Origin of the sequence: Paraburkholderia solisilvae (assembly GCF_902859875.1) — a bacterium.
GTDB classification, from domain to species: Bacteria; Pseudomonadota; Gammaproteobacteria; order Burkholderiales; family Burkholderiaceae; genus Paraburkholderia; species Paraburkholderia solisilvae.
This window is the reverse complement of record NZ_CADIKF010000032.1, coordinates 18611-33718: the sequence shown is the minus strand read 5'-3', so window position 1 is coordinate 33718 and position 15108 is coordinate 18611. Positions and strand designations below refer to the sequence as shown.

At 62.3% G+C, this 15108-nt stretch carries 14 protein-coding genes; 5 read left to right on the top strand and 9 right to left on the bottom strand.

The window, feature by feature from the left end:
• Positions 1–53: 53 nt before the first annotated feature.
• Together ettA and HV675_RS19635 are read right to left on the bottom strand one after the other, a co-directional pair.
• Complete coding sequence (gene ettA, locus HV675_RS19640; protein ID WP_175112760.1) at positions 54–1721, bottom strand: energy-dependent translational throttle protein EttA; 1668 nt, start codon at positions 1719–1721, stop codon at positions 54–56.
• Between the two features lie 367 nt (positions 1722–2088).
• Complete coding sequence (locus HV675_RS19635) at positions 2089–2394, bottom strand: DUF3761 domain-containing protein (protein ID WP_175112758.1); 306 nt, start codon at positions 2392–2394, stop codon at positions 2089–2091.
• 113 nt (positions 2395–2507) lie between these two features.
• Between HV675_RS19635 and HV675_RS19630 the strand changes: the two genes are divergently transcribed.
• Positions 2508–3503 carry a glycerophosphodiester phosphodiesterase family protein gene (locus HV675_RS19630; RefSeq protein ID WP_377700503.1) on the top strand — a complete coding sequence of 332 codons (996 nt, stop codon included), beginning with the start codon at positions 2508–2510 and terminating at the stop codon, positions 3501–3503.
• Between the two features lie 182 nt (positions 3504–3685).
• On the opposite strand, the gene HV675_RS19625 is transcribed toward HV675_RS19630, so the two are convergent.
• The 5 genes from HV675_RS19625 to HV675_RS19605 form a co-directional block, all read right to left on the bottom strand.
• Positions 3686–4774, bottom strand: coding sequence for a sn-glycerol-3-phosphate import ATP-binding protein UgpC (locus HV675_RS19625; protein WP_175112754.1), 1089 nt, complete (start codon positions 4772–4774; stop codon positions 3686–3688).
• Between the two features lie 15 nt (positions 4775–4789).
• Positions 4790–5635, bottom strand: a complete 846-nt coding sequence (gene ugpE, locus HV675_RS19620) for a sn-glycerol-3-phosphate ABC transporter permease UgpE (RefSeq protein ID WP_175112752.1) — start codon at positions 5633–5635, stop codon at positions 4790–4792.
• The gene (ugpA, locus tag HV675_RS19615; protein WP_175112750.1) at positions 5632–6516 is read right to left on the bottom strand and encodes a sn-glycerol-3-phosphate ABC transporter permease UgpA; all 885 of its coding nucleotides are present in this window, start codon (positions 6514–6516) and stop codon (positions 5632–5634) included. Before ugpA ends, ugpE begins: the two co-directional genes overlap by 4 nt.
• A gap of 36 nt (positions 6517–6552) precedes the next feature.
• Entirely contained in the window at positions 6553–7887 is a 1335-nt protein-coding gene (gene ugpB / locus HV675_RS19610) for a sn-glycerol-3-phosphate ABC transporter substrate-binding protein UgpB (RefSeq protein ID WP_175112749.1), read from the bottom strand.
• A 378-nt stretch (positions 7888–8265) separates the two neighbouring features.
• Positions 8266–8628: a nucleotide pyrophosphohydrolase gene (locus HV675_RS19605; protein ID WP_175112747.1), complete on the bottom strand. Its 363-nt coding sequence runs from the start codon at positions 8626–8628 to the stop codon at positions 8266–8268.
• 331 nt (positions 8629–8959) lie between these two features.
• Between HV675_RS19605 and HV675_RS19600 the strand changes: the two genes are divergently transcribed.
• Positions 8960–9889 (top strand): hypothetical protein, encoded by a 930-nt coding sequence (locus tag HV675_RS19600; RefSeq protein WP_246270410.1) that lies wholly within the window; start codon positions 8960–8962, stop codon positions 9887–9889.
• Between the two features lie 65 nt (positions 9890–9954).
• Positions 9955–10527 (top strand): OsmC family protein, encoded by a 573-nt coding sequence (locus HV675_RS19595; protein ID WP_175112745.1) that lies wholly within the window; start codon positions 9955–9957, stop codon positions 10525–10527.
• Positions 10528–10623: 96 nt separating this feature from the next.
• Here HV675_RS19595 and HV675_RS32530 read toward each other — a convergent pair whose 3' ends face one another.
• Together HV675_RS32530 and ychF are read right to left on the bottom strand one after the other, a co-directional pair.
• On the bottom strand, positions 10624–10848 hold the full coding sequence (locus HV675_RS32530; protein WP_246270411.1) for a sulfurtransferase TusA family protein: 225 nt from the start codon (positions 10846–10848) through the stop codon (positions 10624–10626).
• 506 nt (positions 10849–11354) lie between these two features.
• Positions 11355–12449: a redox-regulated ATPase YchF gene (gene ychF / locus HV675_RS19585; protein WP_175112742.1), complete on the bottom strand. Its 1095-nt coding sequence runs from the start codon at positions 12447–12449 to the stop codon at positions 11355–11357.
• A 335-nt stretch (positions 12450–12784) separates the two neighbouring features.
• On the opposite strand from ychF, the gene HV675_RS19580 reads away from it, so the two are divergent.
• The gene (locus HV675_RS19580; protein WP_175112740.1) at positions 12785–13957 is read left to right on the top strand and encodes a UbiH/UbiF family hydroxylase; all 1173 of its coding nucleotides are present in this window, start codon (positions 12785–12787) and stop codon (positions 13955–13957) included.
• A gap of 234 nt (positions 13958–14191) precedes the next feature.
• Positions 14192–14920, top strand: a complete 729-nt coding sequence (locus HV675_RS19575) for a DsbC family protein (protein WP_175112739.1) — start codon at positions 14192–14194, stop codon at positions 14918–14920.
• Positions 14921–15108: the final 188 nt, after the last annotated feature.

Sequence of the window (15108 nt, the reverse complement as noted above, 5' to 3'; positions counted from 1 at the left end):
CGACCCGCGACCCGCGACCCGCGACCCGCGACCCGCGACCCGCGTAACAACCCCTACCGACTAATCGGCTTATACCGCAGCCGCTTCGGCTGTGCCGCTTCCTCGCCGAGCCGATTGCGCTTGTCCGCTTCGTACTCCTGGTAATTGCCGTCGAAGAACGTCACCTGCGACTCGCCTTCGAACGCGAGAATATGCGTCGCGATGCGGTCGAGGAACCAGCGATCGTGCGAGATCACCATCACCGAACCGGCGAACTCGAGCAGCGCGTCTTCGAGCGCGCGCAGCGTTTCGACGTCGAGGTCGTTCGACGGTTCGTCGAGCAGCAACACATTGCCGCCCGCGATCAGCGTCTTCGCCAGATGCAGCCGGCCGCGCTCGCCGCCGGACAGCGTGCCGACGTTCTTCTGCTGATCGCCGCCCTTGAAGTTGAAGCGGCCGATATACGCGCGCGACGGCGTCTCGTACTTGCCGACCGTCAGCACGTCCGCGCCGCCGGAGATTTCCTCGAACACGGTCTTCGACCCGTCGAGCGCGTCGCGGCTCTGGTCGACATACGCGAGCTTCACCGTCGGGCCTTGCACGATTTCACCCGAATCCGGCTGTTCCTTGCCGGTCAGCATGCGAAAGAGCGTCGACTTGCCGGCGCCGTTCGGCCCGATAATGCCGACGATCGCGCCCGCCGGAATCTTGAGGCTCAGGTTGTCGATCAGCAGGCGGTCGCCGTACGACTTGGTGACGTTCTTGAACTCGATCACTTCGTTGCCGAGGCGTTCGCCGACCGGAATGAAGATCTCCTGCGTTTCGTTGCGCTTCTGGTATTCCTGGCTGTTCAGTTCCTCGAAGCGCGCGATACGCGCCTTCGATTTCGCCTGACGGCCCTTCGGATTCTGCCGCACCCATTCGAGCTCTTTCTTGATCGCTTTCTGGCGCGCGGATTCCGACGCTTCTTCCTGTTTCAGGCGGTCTTCCTTCTGGTCGAGCCAGCTGCTGTAGTTGCCCTTCCACGGAATGCCGTGGCCGCGGTCGAGTTCGAGAATCCATTCGGCCGCGTTGTCGAGGAAGTAGCGATCGTGCGTGACGGCGACCACGGTGCCCGCGAAACGCGTGAGAAACTGCTCGAGCCATTCGACCGATTCGGCGTCGAGGTGGTTGGTCGGCTCGTCGAGCAGCAGCATGTCGGGCTTTTCGAGCAGCAGCTTGCATAGCGCGACGCGGCGCTTCTCGCCGCCCGACAGATGCTCGATCTTCGCGTCCCACGGCGGCAGGCGCAGTGCGTCGGCGGCGACTTCGAGCTGCTGCTCGGGGCTGCCGCCATCCGACGTGGCGAGGATCGCTTCGTACTTCGCCTGCTCGGCGGCGAGCTTGTCGAAGTCGGCATCCGGCTCCGCGTATGCGGCGTAGATTTCGTCGAGCTTCTTCTGTGCGCTGAAGACATCGCCGAGACCGTCTTCGACCGCTTCACGCACCGTCTTTTGCGGATCGAGCTGCGGCTCCTGCGGCAGATAGCCGATGTTCAGGTTCGGCATCGGCGTCGCTTCGCCTTCGATGTCCTTGTCGACGCCGGCCATGATTCTGATCAGCGTCGACTTGCCCGAGCCGTTCAGGCCGAGCACGCCGATCTTCGCACCGGGGAAGAACGACAGCGAAATGTCCTTCAGGATTTGACGCTTGGGCGGCACGATCTTGCCGACCCGATTCATGGTGAAGACGTATTGGGCCATTTGCTTGCATTTGGGCGTTGATGCCGCCGGCCGGCGCGACGCCGGGCGGGCAGCGGGGGGTGAGTGGCACAGCGCGGCCGCATCGGCCGACGACCTGGCTGCGTGCGTTGACGGGCTGTGACCGGCTCCCGTGCACGGCGCCGCTGCTGCGTGTCGGTACGCGACGCTTCACTCGTACGATGCAGCGGCCGCGGCGCGCGGCGGGAGGACGTGCCATTGTACTTCGCGCTTGCTGGCGCGGGCGCGGCAACGGCAACCGGTGCGATGCCGCAAGCGTGCGACCGCGAGGCCATGAGTCTACGAGCCCACGACACGGCGACACGGCGACACGACGACACGCCGCCACGCCGCCGCCCGGCCTCAGCGTTCAAAGCCACGCGTCCACGCCGCCGTGGCGCGAACAGGTGCCGCTGCGATGGCGGCTGAAGCTGTATGTGCCGTCGCGGCAGCGCGCACTCGCGCCTTCGGGCGCCTTGCCCGAACGTGAGCGCGCGGGCGCGTGGACCGTGTCTGCGTCGCTGTTGCGATACGTGTTGTGGTTGCTGAGGTCCGCCTCATCCGGCGTGCCGGCAGGCGGTTGATACGCGAACGCCGAAGTCGCGAAGAGCAGCACGCTCGCCGCGATCAGACGATGCAGCGCACGCACCGGTTGACGCGCAATCCTGATTGTCATTTTTTCGTGTTGTTCGAGTAAAAGCGGCGCCCGTAATGATATACAACGACCCGTCTACCTTCGCGCCTCATAGACTCGTGCTTACTCTTTCACTTTTCAAAGCGAGAATCCACGTGTTCAGATCGTTGTGCGCGGCGTCCGCGCTATCAGCCGTATTGCTGGTGTCGGCCTGCGGCGCAGGCTCCGCGGCGCCGCCATCAGAAAGCGCGGCGGCCGCGTCGCTGCCGCGTATCGTCGCGCATCGCGGCGGCACGGGCGATGCGCCGGAAAATACACTCGCGGCCATCCGGCTCGCGATCGCCAACCGTGCCGATGCGATCTGGCTCACCGTTCAACTGAGCGCGGACGGCGTGCCGGTGCTGTATCGCCCTGCCGATCTGTCGGTGCTGACGGATGCCACCGGGCCGGTATCGGCGCACACCGCGGCGGAACTGGCTCGCGTCAATGCGGGCTGGACCTTCAAGGTGGCCGGCGCCGACGGCCATGTCACGTATCCGTACCGGACGACGTCCGCGCCCGTTCCGACGTTGCGTGAAGCGCTGCGCACCATCCCGGCGGCCATGCCGGTCATCCTCGACATGAAGGCGTTGCCGGCGGAGCCGCAGGCCCAGGCCGTCGCGCGGGTGCTGACCGACGAGCACGCCTGGTCGCGCGTGACGATCTATTCGACCGATGACGCATATCAACGCAGCTTCGCCGCCTATCCGCAGGCGCACCTGTTCGAGTCGCGCGATGCGACGCGTCTGCGCCTGCTGCGTGCGATGCTCGCCGGCGATTGCAGCGATGCGCCGGCGTCGCATACGTGGACGGCTTTTGAACTGCGCCGCGCATTGCAGATATCGGAACAATTCACGCTCGGCGAAGGCCGTTCGGAAGTCACCGCGACACTGTGGACACCTGCCACCGTGGCCTGCTTCAAACAGCAACCTGACGTGCATATCGTCGCGATCGCGGTGAATAGCGCCGACGACTATCGCGCGATGGCGTGTCTCGGCGTCGACGCGGTGTTGTCGGATTCGCCGAAGCAGATGTCGGCGATTCGGGACGCGCTCGCCGCGGCCTCGCGCGATGCACAGCATCAGGCGGTCGAATGTGGCGGCGCTCGATAGACATCCATCGCTGACTGACATGTTCAATTTGCTCGACGCGCTCAACGCGCATTTTCAAAGCGAGTCGTCGACAACGTTTTCAAACACGGTTCGACGCCGGCCGCATGCGTGACGCGTGACGTGGGGCACACGGCATGCCACACGTCAGGCACCGATGAAATCGCCAGGTCCCGAGGCTGCCGTCAGTTCGCGCGTCGTCCCGTGGCCGGATCGAAGAAATGCAGATGTTGCGGCGGCAGCGAGAGCGCAAGCGCGTCACCGGCCGCGGGCCGATGCGCATGCGGCAAACGCGCGGTCACATCGTGCGTGCCCCAGCGCCCGTGCGCGAGGTTGTCTGCGCCGAGCAGTTCGCACGAATCGACCGTCAAGATGGCCTGCGCTGCGCCCGGCTGCCCCGGCGTCAGATGTTCCGGCCGGATGCCGAGCACCCACTCGCGACCGGCCGCCACCTCGCGTCCGATGCACCGCACATCGGCAAGTGCGAGCCGCGGCCCATTGCCCGCCACGTCGAAGGTCGCGCCGTCATCGGCAACCCGGCCTTCCAGCAGGTTCATGCCGGGCGAGCCGATAAAGCTCGCGACGAACACCGTCGCCGGCCGCTCGTAGACATCGGTCGGCGCGCCGATCTGCTCGGCCACGCCGCGATTCATTACGATCACCCGTTGCGCGAGCGTCATCGCTTCGATCTGATCGTGCGTCACATAGAGGCTGGTCGTCGCGAGGCGCGCATGCAGCCGCTGGATCTCGAGCCGCATCTGCACGCGCAGCCGCGCGTCGAGGTTCGACAACGGCTCGTCGAACAGGAACACGGCGGGCTCGCGCACGATCGCGCGGCCCATCGCGACACGCTGCCGCTGGCCGCCGGAGAGCTCGCGCGGTTTGCGTGACAGCAGCGGTTCGAGTTCGAGAATCTGCGCGGCGGCCTGCACGCGGCGCTCGATTGTTGCGCGATCCGCACCGCCGATCTTCAGCGCGTAGCCCATGTTCTGCGCGACCGTCATATGCGGGTACAGCGCGTAGTTCTGGAACACCATCGCAATGTTGCGGTCCTTCGGCTCGAGGTCGTTGACCACGCGAGCGTCGATCGCGATGGTGCCTTCGCTGATGCGTTCGAGCCCGGCGACCATCCGCAGCAGCGTCGACTTGCCGCAGCCCGACGGACCGACCATCACGACGAATTCGCCGTCGCCGATCTGCGCATCGATGCCGTGCAGCACGAACTGCTTGCCGTCGTAGGTTTTCTTTACGCCTTTCAGTGTCAGGGCAGCCATGCGTTGTGCCTTTCGTTATTTTTCCGCATCCACGAGACCGCGCACGAACCAGCGTTGCATCGCCAGCACGACGACGAGCGGCGGCAGCATCGCGAGCAGCGTCGCGGCCATCACGAGATGCCATTCGGTCGCGGTGTCGCCGGACGCGATCATGCTCTTGATACCGATTACCGCGGTCATCAGCGACGCGTCGTTTGTAATCAAGATCGGCCACAGATACTGATTCCAGCCGTAGATGAACGTGATCACGAACAGTGCCGCGATATTGGTTTTCGACAGCGGCAACACGATGTCCAGGAAAAAGCGCAGCGCTCCCGCGCCGTCGATGCGCGCCGCCTCCATCAGTTCGTCGGGCAGCGTCATGAAGAACTGGCGGAACAGGAACGTCGCTGTCGCGGAGGCGATTAGCGGCAGCGTGAGGCCCGCATAGGTATTGGTCAGATGCAGCGACGACACCACCTGCACGGTCGGAAAGATGCGTACCTCGACCGGCAGCATCAGCGTGACGAAGATCAGCCAGAACGCGAGATTCCTGAACGGAAAGCGGAAGAACACGATGGCAAACGCGGAAATGATCGACACCGCGATCTTGCCGATCGAGATGACGAGCGCCATCACCAGACTGTTGACGAGCATCCGGCCGAACGGGGCCGCCGCATTGCCGCTGCCGTGGCGCCAGACGGTTGCGAGGTTCTCGAACAGATGCGTGCTCGGCACGAGCGACAGCGGCACGCTGAACACTTCGTGTTCGTTCATCGTCGCCGCGCAGAACGCGACGTACACCGGAAACACGACGAGCAGCACGCCGATCACCAGCACCGCATGACAGAAGAGATCGAAACCACGTCGATTTTCGATCATGAGTATTGGACCTTGCGTTCGATGAAGCGGAACTGCACGACGGTCAGCGCGACCACGATCAGCATCAGCACGACCGATTGCGCGCCCGAACTGCCGATATCGAGCCCCTGGAAGCCCTCGGTGAAGATCTTGTAGATCAGCGTTTTGGTCGCTTGCGCGGGGCCGCCGGCCGTTGCCGCATCGATGATCGGGAACGTGTCGAAGAACGCGTAGACGAGGTTCACGACCAGCAGAAAGAAGCTCGTCGGCGACAGCAGCGGCAGCGCGATGCCGAAGAAGCGCCGCACCGGACCGGCGCCGTCGATGGCGGCTGCTTCGATCAGCGAGCGCGGAATGGCCTGCAACCCGGCGTAGAAGAACAGGAAGTTGTAGCTGACCTGCTTCCACACGGAGGCGAGCACGACGAGGAACATCGCCTGCCCGGGGTTCAGCGCATGATTCCACACGATGCCATTTTTCGCGAGCGCGTACGTGACAAGCCCGATGCTTGGATTGAACAGGAACGCCCACAGCACCGCGGCGATGGCCGGCGCGACCGCGTACGGCCAGATCAGCAGCGTCTGGTACGCTTTCGCGCCGCGCGTGACGCGGTCCGCGCACGCGGCGAGCAGCAGCGAGATCGCGAGGCCGCTCACCGTGACGAGCGCGCTGAAGATCAACGTCGTATTGAACGACGCCAGATAAAGCGGGTCGCCGAACAGCTGCCGGAAGTTCGCGAGGCCGACGAATTCGCTCGACGTGCCGAATGCGTCCTGCGTTTGCGTCGACTGCCACAACGCGACGCCGGCGGGCCAGACGAAGAACACCAGCGTGACGAGCAGTTGCGGCGCGACGAGCAGATAAGGCAGCAGGCCGGCGCCGAAAGTCGAACGTTTTTCCATCGAAGATCGCCTCGAACGGAACGTACGCGGTTATGCCTAACTGCCGGCCTTTTCGAAGCGGCGCAGCAGGTCGTTGCCACGCGAGACGGCCGAATCGAGCGCGTCCTTCGGCGACTTTTTCTGCGCCCACACGTCTTCGAGTTCTTCGTCGATCACCGTGCGGATCTGCGGCATATTGCCCAGACGCAGACCCTTCGTGTACGGTAGCGGCGGCTTGTTCAGCATCTGTTTGATCGCGGTGTCGCTGCCCGGGTTCTTGTCGTAGAAGCCCTGCTGCTGCGTGAGTTGATATGCGGCGGTGGTGACCGGCAGGTAGCCGGTGTCCTGATGCCACTTCGCGGCGACTTGCGGCGAAGTCAGATACGCGAGGAACTTCGCGACGCCCTTATAGACGGCCGGATCCTTGCCCGACAGCACCCACAGGCTTGCGCCGCCGATTATCGCGTTCTGCGGTGCGCCTTTGACGCTCGGGTCATACGGCATCATGCCGGTGCCGAAATTGAACTTCGCATACTTGCGGATGGTGGCGAGCGAGCCCGACGAGTTCGTGATGATGCCGCAATCGCCGCTATAGAACTTCGATACGGGTTCGTCCTTACGTCCCGCATAGGTGAACGTGCCTTCCTTCGCCATGTTCTGCAGGAACTGGATGTGTGCGATCTGCAGCGGTTTATTGAATTCGAGCTGCGCATCGAGGCCGTCGAAGCCGTTATTTTTCGTCGCGAACGGCGCGCCGTGCCATGCGCTGTAGTTTTCGAGCTGGATCCAGCTCTGCCAGCCCGACGAATAGCCACACGACATGCCGGACGCCTTCAGCTTCTTCGCGTCTTCCTCGACTTCAGCCCATGTTTTCGGCGGCTGGTTCGGGTCGAGGCCGGCTTTTTTGAACGCATCCTTGTTGTAGTACAGCACCGGCGTCGAGCTGTTGAACGGCATCGAGATCAGATGGCCGGTTTTCGCGTCGCTGTAGTAGCTCGCGATGGTCGGCACGAACGCTTTTTCGTCGAGCGGTACGCCGGCTTGCCGGAAGACATCGTAGGCCGGGATGACGGCTTTCTTCGCCTGCATCATCGTCGCGGTGCCGACTTCGTAGACCTGGAGGATGGCCGGCGCATTGCCGCTGCGATAGGCGGCAATGCCGGCGGCCAGCGTCTGGTCGTAGCTGCCCTTGAAGACCGGCACGATCTTGTAGTCGCTTTGCGACTGGTTGAAGTCGTTGGCGATGTCGTTCAGGCGTTCGCCGAGCGCGGCTTCCATCGCATGCCAGAACTGGATTTCAGTCGCGGCTTGCGCGCTGGGGCTCACGCTTGCTGCGGCGAGCGCGACCGTGGCGGCGACGGACAACGAACGGAAGAGCGGCTTGCGATGCATCGAGTGTCTCCTGTGTGCGGCGAATCAATCGGAGTTCGGCGTTAGCGCGTACGCGAGTCCCACGCCGCGTGACTCCAGGGTTAGCGCTTCAACGCTTGCTGCGCTCCCATGCGCGATGGGTCGCCTGCGCGGATGTGCGCGAATCGAGGTCGCGCGATTCTAGTTGCGGTCGATGACAGTCAGGCGGCGTTTATATGTCAGCTTGTAACGGGTGGATGATAGACGAGCAAAAATGGAACAAATCGCGCGATTTTTAGCATCGCGGTTGGCTTCAACGAAAGTGGTGCGTACGAAGGCCGGCTAAAAGCGGGCCGGCTGGCGCGCTAAAAGGGCCGGTGAAAACGGGCGGACTAAAGCGGGCAGACTAAAGCGGGCAGACTAAAGCGCCGAATACTTGGTCGACCGGCCTTTCGCCTTGTCCACCGGGTAGCGGGTTTCGTTGAGCTTCAACTTGTCGGCGGCGGCTTCGACGAGGTCGAAGCCGGCCTTCTCGGCGATCAGCATCAGGTACATCAGCACGTCCGCGCATTCGTGCTCGAGATGTTTGCGTTGGGCCGGATCGGCAACGAACGCGTCGATCTCGTCGTCTGTCTTCCATTGCACGGTTTCGAGCAGTTCGCCCGCCTCGATGCTGGCCGAGACGATCAGATTGCGCAGCGTGTGGAATTGCCGCCAGTCGCGCGCGTCGCGAAACGCGAGCAGTTGCTTGAGGAGTTCGTCGATTGATAAATGCGCGTTCATTCAAGTGTCCATGCTCAATTGAATCGGGGCTCGTTTCAGCGTTCTGATGTCCGCACCGGATGGCCGGTGAAAAACACCGGACGTTAGCGAGCGATCGTACCTCGCTTTACCATCGTGCGATAGCGTGTTCTGGCTTAACGACTTCACGGTTTAGCGGATTATCGTACGGATTGTGATGCGTTATATCCGGTGAAGGCAAAAGACTCATTGCATATTCACAAACCTTGTTCTCCGGATTCAGGTGTTCTATTTTTTTTGTTGCCTGGTACTGGAATGAGCGGTTTCATATTCCGTCCTCGCGATTCTCTTACCTGACGGCAGCCGGAAGAAAATGGCGTCCACTTACAACGTCGATATGAATCGATATGCCCGCTGTATCGCGGCTTCGAAGCGCGTGCGATGGGATATCGATGCGGATGTGGTCCGCGGCCGCTCATTCGATGTCGCGCACAAGTTTCTGCCCGATGGATTGACGCTCGTCGGCAACGCGCATTGGCTATCGGCTGACGAAAAGCGGTATTTGAGCCAGATTCAAGGCCGAACCTATGCAAATATGTTTGGTCTCGTTGAACGATTCATCGATGCGAAAATACTTGAAATTACCCGCGATCATTGGCTGGGTAATCAGACCGCACTCGAGGCGCTGGTTCGCTTCAGCGACGAGGAACTCAAGCACCAGGAGCTGTTTCGTCGAATTGAAGTGCTTATTGCTGAAGGTATGCCACCGGGGTATTCGTTCGCGGCCGATGCCGACGCGACAGGTGCGGCCGTTCTAGGCAAAAGCACATGGGCCGTGCTCGGGCTGACTCTGCTAATCGAATTGTTTACCCAGGCTCATTACCGCGAGAGTATCGATCCTGATGTCGACCTGTCTCCGCTTTTCAAGGATGTCTTTCTTTTTCACTGGAAAGAGGAAAGCCAGCACGCAATTCTCGATGAGCTTGAATGGATCCGTATCGACGCGGACATGACCGCCGCGGCGCGCGAAAGCGCGGTTGATGAACTCATCGAACTGGTTATGGCGGTCGATGGAATCGTGCAGGGCCAGGCGGCCGCGGATTACCGGTACTTCAGAATGAACTGCGCCAGCCCGCGAGGCGCGGCAGAGGAAGAAAAGCTACGCGCGCTTCTGCTGGACGCATACCGGTCCCAATATATTTTTTCAGGCGCGCGCCATGCAGGGTTTGTCGCTCTGCTGAATCGCCTCGCGACGCGCGAGCAAAGCAAACGCTTTTTCGACGCAGTCGAGAATCTCGGGTAGCGAATGGCAATCGACTCATGTTCATGGTTGCCACGTCGTCCTGACTGACACAGGAGGGTTTGATCATGACCGTTGCAAGCAATGTGAGGCAGGCAGATGTCGTGAACGGCATCAATGCCGACGACGTTCGAGGGCTCATTGACGGCGTAAAGGCCGATCCTGCGACAGGCATGACACGCTGGCGCGTGAGCAGCAGTTGGCAGGGCGGGACGAGAAGCCGGGCCCAGGTCGATTCGTTTGAACTCGGCGGAACAACGGTCAAGCGCAGTTTCACGCTCGATGTCGATGAACCTGTCGAGCTTGGCGGCACCAACATGTATGCGAACCCGCAAGAGTATCTGCTTGCCGCGCTTAACGCCTGCATGACTGTCGGATATGCGGCCCTTTGTGCACTTCATGGAATCAATATCCGCAAGCTCGAGATCGTGACCGAAGGCGAGATCGACCTTCGCGGTTTCCTCGGAATCGACAAAGCTGTCACGCCAGGCTATGAGTCACTTAAAACCCGCGTAACGATAAAGGCCGATGCCGCGCAGGAGCAGTTGCGGCAGATCCACGCAATGGTGATGGCGAGCTCGCCTAATTTCCACAATATCGCGAAGGCGGTTCATATCGATCCGGCGTTGGTTATTGAGTAGCGGGTCAATCGTCGATGACGGGCCGGCTGAGCGTAACTTTTTGGGCCGGGTGCTACCTGGTTCATCGTCGCTAGAAACGAAGCGGGTGCGAGGGGCTTATTTCCGACGTATAAGAAAAACGAGCCCCTCGCCGGATTTCACCTTCCTTTGCACGATCGTATTGCCACTGCACTTCGCATAGGCGGTGAATTCAGATCGGCAAACGGGATCCGTGGCAAAAACCAGCAGACACTCACCGCTTTGCATCATCGCAAGCGCCTTTTTTGCGCGCAGTATTGGCAGAGGACATTTGAGTCCTCGCGCATCCACCTGAAAGCGGATTTGAAGTGCGTGCGGAGTGGCATCGTGGCCCGCGTGCTGACTGTCACTTGCACGCGAATACTCTCCGGCTATGGATCTCAGGCTGAAGTGGCTATAAACGTTGTGCAAACGTTCGCCCAGTAGCTTGGTCGATCCCATTCTGCTCAATACACAAGAGGGTGGAGCGATTATCCAGAATATTTTTGTTTATATTATTTTGCGTGAAAGCATATAACAAGGTTATTTAATATGGGCGATTGTAAAATGATTTTAGTCGGCTTTGAATAATTCGTCGCTTATGTCGCCGGGATGGCGTTGCGCTCCGCTGATTTAAAATAGAAATCCAATCATTGCTCAGAATAGACAACGATGATCGCGTCGATGGCGTTGCCATAGCAGGGTGATCTAACGGATGGCGACCAGGATATCGGTGTGAATGGCCTGATCAGGTGACAAAGCCCGCTGGTTTGAGCGGGCTTTGCAAGGTGTCGTGACCGGACCTGGATCAGGTCGGGCCGGAAGCATTTTCAAACGTTGAACAAAAAGTTCATCACGTCCCCGTCGTGCACCACATACTCCTTGCCTTCAGCGCGCATCTTGCCGGCTTCCTTCGCGCCCTGTTCGCCCTTGTACGCGATGTAATCGTCGAAACCGATGGTCTGCGCGCGGATAAAGCCGCGCTCGAAATCGGTGTGGATCGCGCCGGCCGCCTGCGGCGCCGTGTCGCCGATGTGGATTGTCCACGCGCGCACTTCCTTCACGCCCGCGGTGAAATAGGTCTGCAAACCGAGCAGCTTGAAGCCCGCGCGGATCACGCGGTTCAGGCCCGGTTCGTCCATGCCCATGTCGGCGAGGAACACTTCCTTGTCTTCGTCCGCGAGGTCGGCGATCTCCGCTTCGATGGCCGCGCATACCGCGACGACCGGCGCTTTTTCGCTTTCCGCGTACTGGCGCACCGCATCCAGATGCGGGTTGTTCTCGAAGCCGTCTTCCTTCACGTTCGCGACGTACATCGTCGGCTTGGCGGTGATCAGGCAGAACGGCTTGATCAGCGCCTGTTCTTCTTCGTTCAGGTCGAGCCCGCGCACCGCTTTCGCCTGATCCAGTTGCGCGCGCACCTTTTCCAGCACCGCGGCGAGCTTGACCGCTTCCTTGTCGTTACCTGACTTTGCGGCCTTCGCGTAGCGCGTGAGCGCCTTTTCGACGGTCGCAAGGTCGGCGAGCGCGAGTTCGGTGTTGATCACCTCGATGTCGGACAGCGGATCGACCTTGCCCGCGACGTGAATGACGTTCTCGTCTTCGAAGCAGCGCACCACGTGCGTGATCGCATCGGTTTCGCGGATGTTCGCGAGGAACTGGTTGCCGAGACCCTCACCCTTGCTCGCGCCCGCCACGAGGCCCGCGATGTCGACGAATTCGACCACCGCCGGCACGATGCGCTCCGGCTTCACGATGCCGGCGAGTGCCTGCAGCCGCTTGTCCGGCACTTCGACGATGCCGACGTTCGGCTCGATCGTGCAGAACGGGTAGTTTTCGGCGGCGATGCCTGCCTTGGTCAGCGCGTTGAACAGGGTGGACTTGCCGACGTTAGGCAAGCCGACGATGCCGCATTTGAGGCTCATGGAGGTTCTCTAAAAAACAGATTATGACGTGCTTATGCCGGACAGCGCGGACCGGCCGTTTGCGCGGCGTGCACTACGCGTCTGCATGGATGCAGATGCACACGGACGACCCGCGCGGATCGGCGCGGCGCGCCGACGCCGGACCGCACCGCTTCGAACGGGACGCCGTCCGGCGGACAGAGGCGGGCACGGAAAACCGCAATTGTAACCCTGTCGGGGCGCGCGTTCCCGGCTTGCGGCATGACGGCCGGCTCCGGCATCGCGCACAGCCGCATGGGCGTTTGTGCCGCGCCCGGCGCGCCTGTGCGGCTACCCCGCGCGGCTATAATGCCCGCATGAACGCACACCACCAGACCTTCGACGCCGTCGTGATCGGCGGCGGCCTCGTCGGCAAGACGGCTGCGCTCGCGCTGACGCAGACCGGCCTGCGCGTCGCGCTGCTCGCCCAGCACTGCGCGCCGCTTGCGCCGGATGCGGTATTCGACTCACGCGTCTATGCGCTGTCCTCGAGTTCGCAGGCGCTGCTCGAACGCCTGCGCGTCTGGCAGGCGCTCGATACATCGCGGCTGTCGCCGGTCTACGACATGCGTGTCTACGGCGACGCGCATGCGGAACTGCACTTCTCGGCGTTCCAGGCGTCCGTGCCGCAACTCGCGTGGATTGCGGAATCGTCGTTGATCGAACAGGCGCTCGATGCCGCGCTGCGCTTCCAGCCGAACCTCACCTGGCTCGACACGCGTGCGCAAGGCCTTGACGTAGCGCCGCGCGGCGCGACGATCGGTCTCGCGGACGGCAACGTGCTCGAAGCGGATCTCGTGGTCGGCGCGGACGGCGCGCATTCGTGGGTCCGCGCGCAGATCGGCTCGAAGGCCGAGCGGCGCGATTACCGGCAAACCGGCGTAGTCGCGAACTTCAAGGCGGAGCGCCCGCATGGCGAGACCGCGTACCAGTGGTTTCGCGACGGCGAGATTATTGCGTTGCTGCCGCTGCCCGACGGCCATGTGTCGCTCGTTTGGTCCGCGCAAACCGATCACGCTGAAGAATTGATGGCGCTTGCGCCCGCGCGTCTTGCCGCGGAAGTCGAGCGCGTGACGATGGGCGCGCTCGGCGCGCTCGAATGCGTGACGCCGGCCAAGGGTTTTCCGCTCGCGCTGCAGACCGTCGATCGGCTCGCCGCGCCGCGTGTCGTGCTGGTCGGCGATGCCGCGCATCTGATCCACCCGCTGGCCGGGCAGGGCATGAATCTGGGGCTGCGCGACGTCGCGTCGCTGGCCGATGTGATCGCGACGAAAGAGGCATTCCGCGATCTCGGCGACATGGTGCTGCTGCGCCGCTACGAGCGTTCGCGCAGCGAGGATATCCGCGCGCTGATGATCGCTACCGACGGACTGCAACGGCTTTTCGCGGTGCCGGGGTTCGTCGCGCGCGCGATGCGCAATGCGGGGATGGCGCTGGTCGGCGCGCAGCCGTTGATCAAGCGCTGGCTGGTGTCGGCCGCGCTCGGCTGACGCGGCGCGCACGTTGCCCCGCCGGCCGGCGGCTGGACGGGCGGACGCCGGGCAAGCGGGCGCGCGGCCCGGCAGCGTGGCAAACTGCATCAACATCGACGATGAAAGGCGCCTGTATGTTCCGGTATGTGCGTGCAGGCGCCGGTCTCGACAGCACGAATAGCGTGTGCCACCGCGCACGCGACCGTCGTTCGCCTCGGGTGCAATGACGGCATCGAACCAGGGAGTTCAGTGATGAAGAAACGTATTCGCATAGCCGCGCTCGCGCTGACGGCCGCGGCGGTCACACTCGGTTGCTCGGCGCAGGCCGACCAGACCACCGACAAGCTGAAGTCCACGCTGCAGTCGCGCCTTGGCGCCGATGTCGCGATCAAGGGCGTGTCGAAGTCGCCGATCGCCGGGCTCTACGAGGTGAATCTCGGCACGCAGATTCTCTATTCCGACGCGAACGGCGACTATCTGGTGCTCGGCGACATTGTCGATGCGAAGACGCGCAAGAACGTCACCGAGGCGCGTCTGGCCGATCTGAACCGGATCGACTTCTCGAGCCTGCCGTTCGCGAATGCGGTGAAAGTGGTGAAAGGCGACGGCAGCCGCAAGATCGCGGTGTTCTCCGACCCGAACTGTCCGTATTGCAAGCAGCTCGAGAACACGCTGAAGTCGGTCGACAACATCACGGTGTACACGTTCCTGTATCCGGTGCTGTCGCCGGATTCGGCGGTGAAGTCGAAGTCGATCTGGTGTTCGGCCGATCGCGCGAAGGCATGGGAAGCATGGATGCAGGATCGCCATGTGCCGACCGCGGCCGGCACGTGCGATACCGCCGCGATCGACAAGAATCTGGCGCTGGGCCAGGCCATGAACGTCAGCGGCACGCCGACAGTGTTCCTCGCGGACGGCCGGCGTTTGCCCGGAGCGGTGCCTGCCGATCAGCTCGACAAGGAACTGGCAGCCGTTCACTGAGCGCGTTGCGCAGGCGGCCGATGGGCGCGCGGTTGCGCGCGGTTACTTTTGCCTGTCGGCCGTTTTGCTGGTTACCGCGAGGTTGCCCGCAATGGCGCTTGTGACGTTGCTCCGCGACGTTAGCGATCAGGCCGCTCGATTCACTAAAGCCACTCAAGCCGCTCCGAAGATTCCAATAACATCCGCAC

Bases quoted from the DNA above. Each gene is read 5' to 3' on its own strand.
- ettA (WP_175112760.1), bottom strand. From the start codon at position 1,721: ATGGCCCAATACGTCTTCACCATGAATCGGGTCGGCAAGATCGTGCCG.
- HV675_RS19635 (WP_175112758.1), bottom strand. From the start codon at position 2,394: ATGACAATCAGGATTGCGCGTCAACCGGTGCGTGCGCTGCATCGTCTG.
- HV675_RS19625 (WP_175112754.1), bottom strand. From the start codon at position 4,774: ATGGCTGCCCTGACACTGAAAGGCGTAAAGAAAACCTACGACGGCAAG.
- ugpE (WP_175112752.1), bottom strand. From the start codon at position 5,635: ATGATCGAAAATCGACGTGGTTTCGATCTCTTCTGTCATGCGGTGCTG.
- ugpA (WP_175112750.1), bottom strand. From the start codon at position 6,516: ATGGAAAAACGTTCGACTTTCGGCGCCGGCCTGCTGCCTTATCTGCTC.
- ugpB (WP_175112749.1), bottom strand. From the start codon at position 7,887: ATGCATCGCAAGCCGCTCTTCCGTTCGTTGTCCGTCGCCGCCACGGTC.
- HV675_RS19605 (WP_175112747.1), bottom strand. From the start codon at position 8,628: ATGAACGCGCATTTATCAATCGACGAACTCCTCAAGCAACTGCTCGCG.
- HV675_RS19600 (WP_246270410.1), top strand. From the start codon at position 8,960: ATGGCGTCCACTTACAACGTCGATATGAATCGATATGCCCGCTGTATC.
- HV675_RS19595 (WP_175112745.1), top strand. From the start codon at position 9,955: ATGACCGTTGCAAGCAATGTGAGGCAGGCAGATGTCGTGAACGGCATC.
- ychF (WP_175112742.1), bottom strand. From the start codon at position 12,449: ATGAGCCTCAAATGCGGCATCGTCGGCTTGCCTAACGTCGGCAAGTCC.
- HV675_RS19580 (WP_175112740.1), top strand. From the start codon at position 12,785: ATGAACGCACACCACCAGACCTTCGACGCCGTCGTGATCGGCGGCGGC.
- HV675_RS19575 (WP_175112739.1), top strand. From the start codon at position 14,192: ATGAAGAAACGTATTCGCATAGCCGCGCTCGCGCTGACGGCCGCGGCG.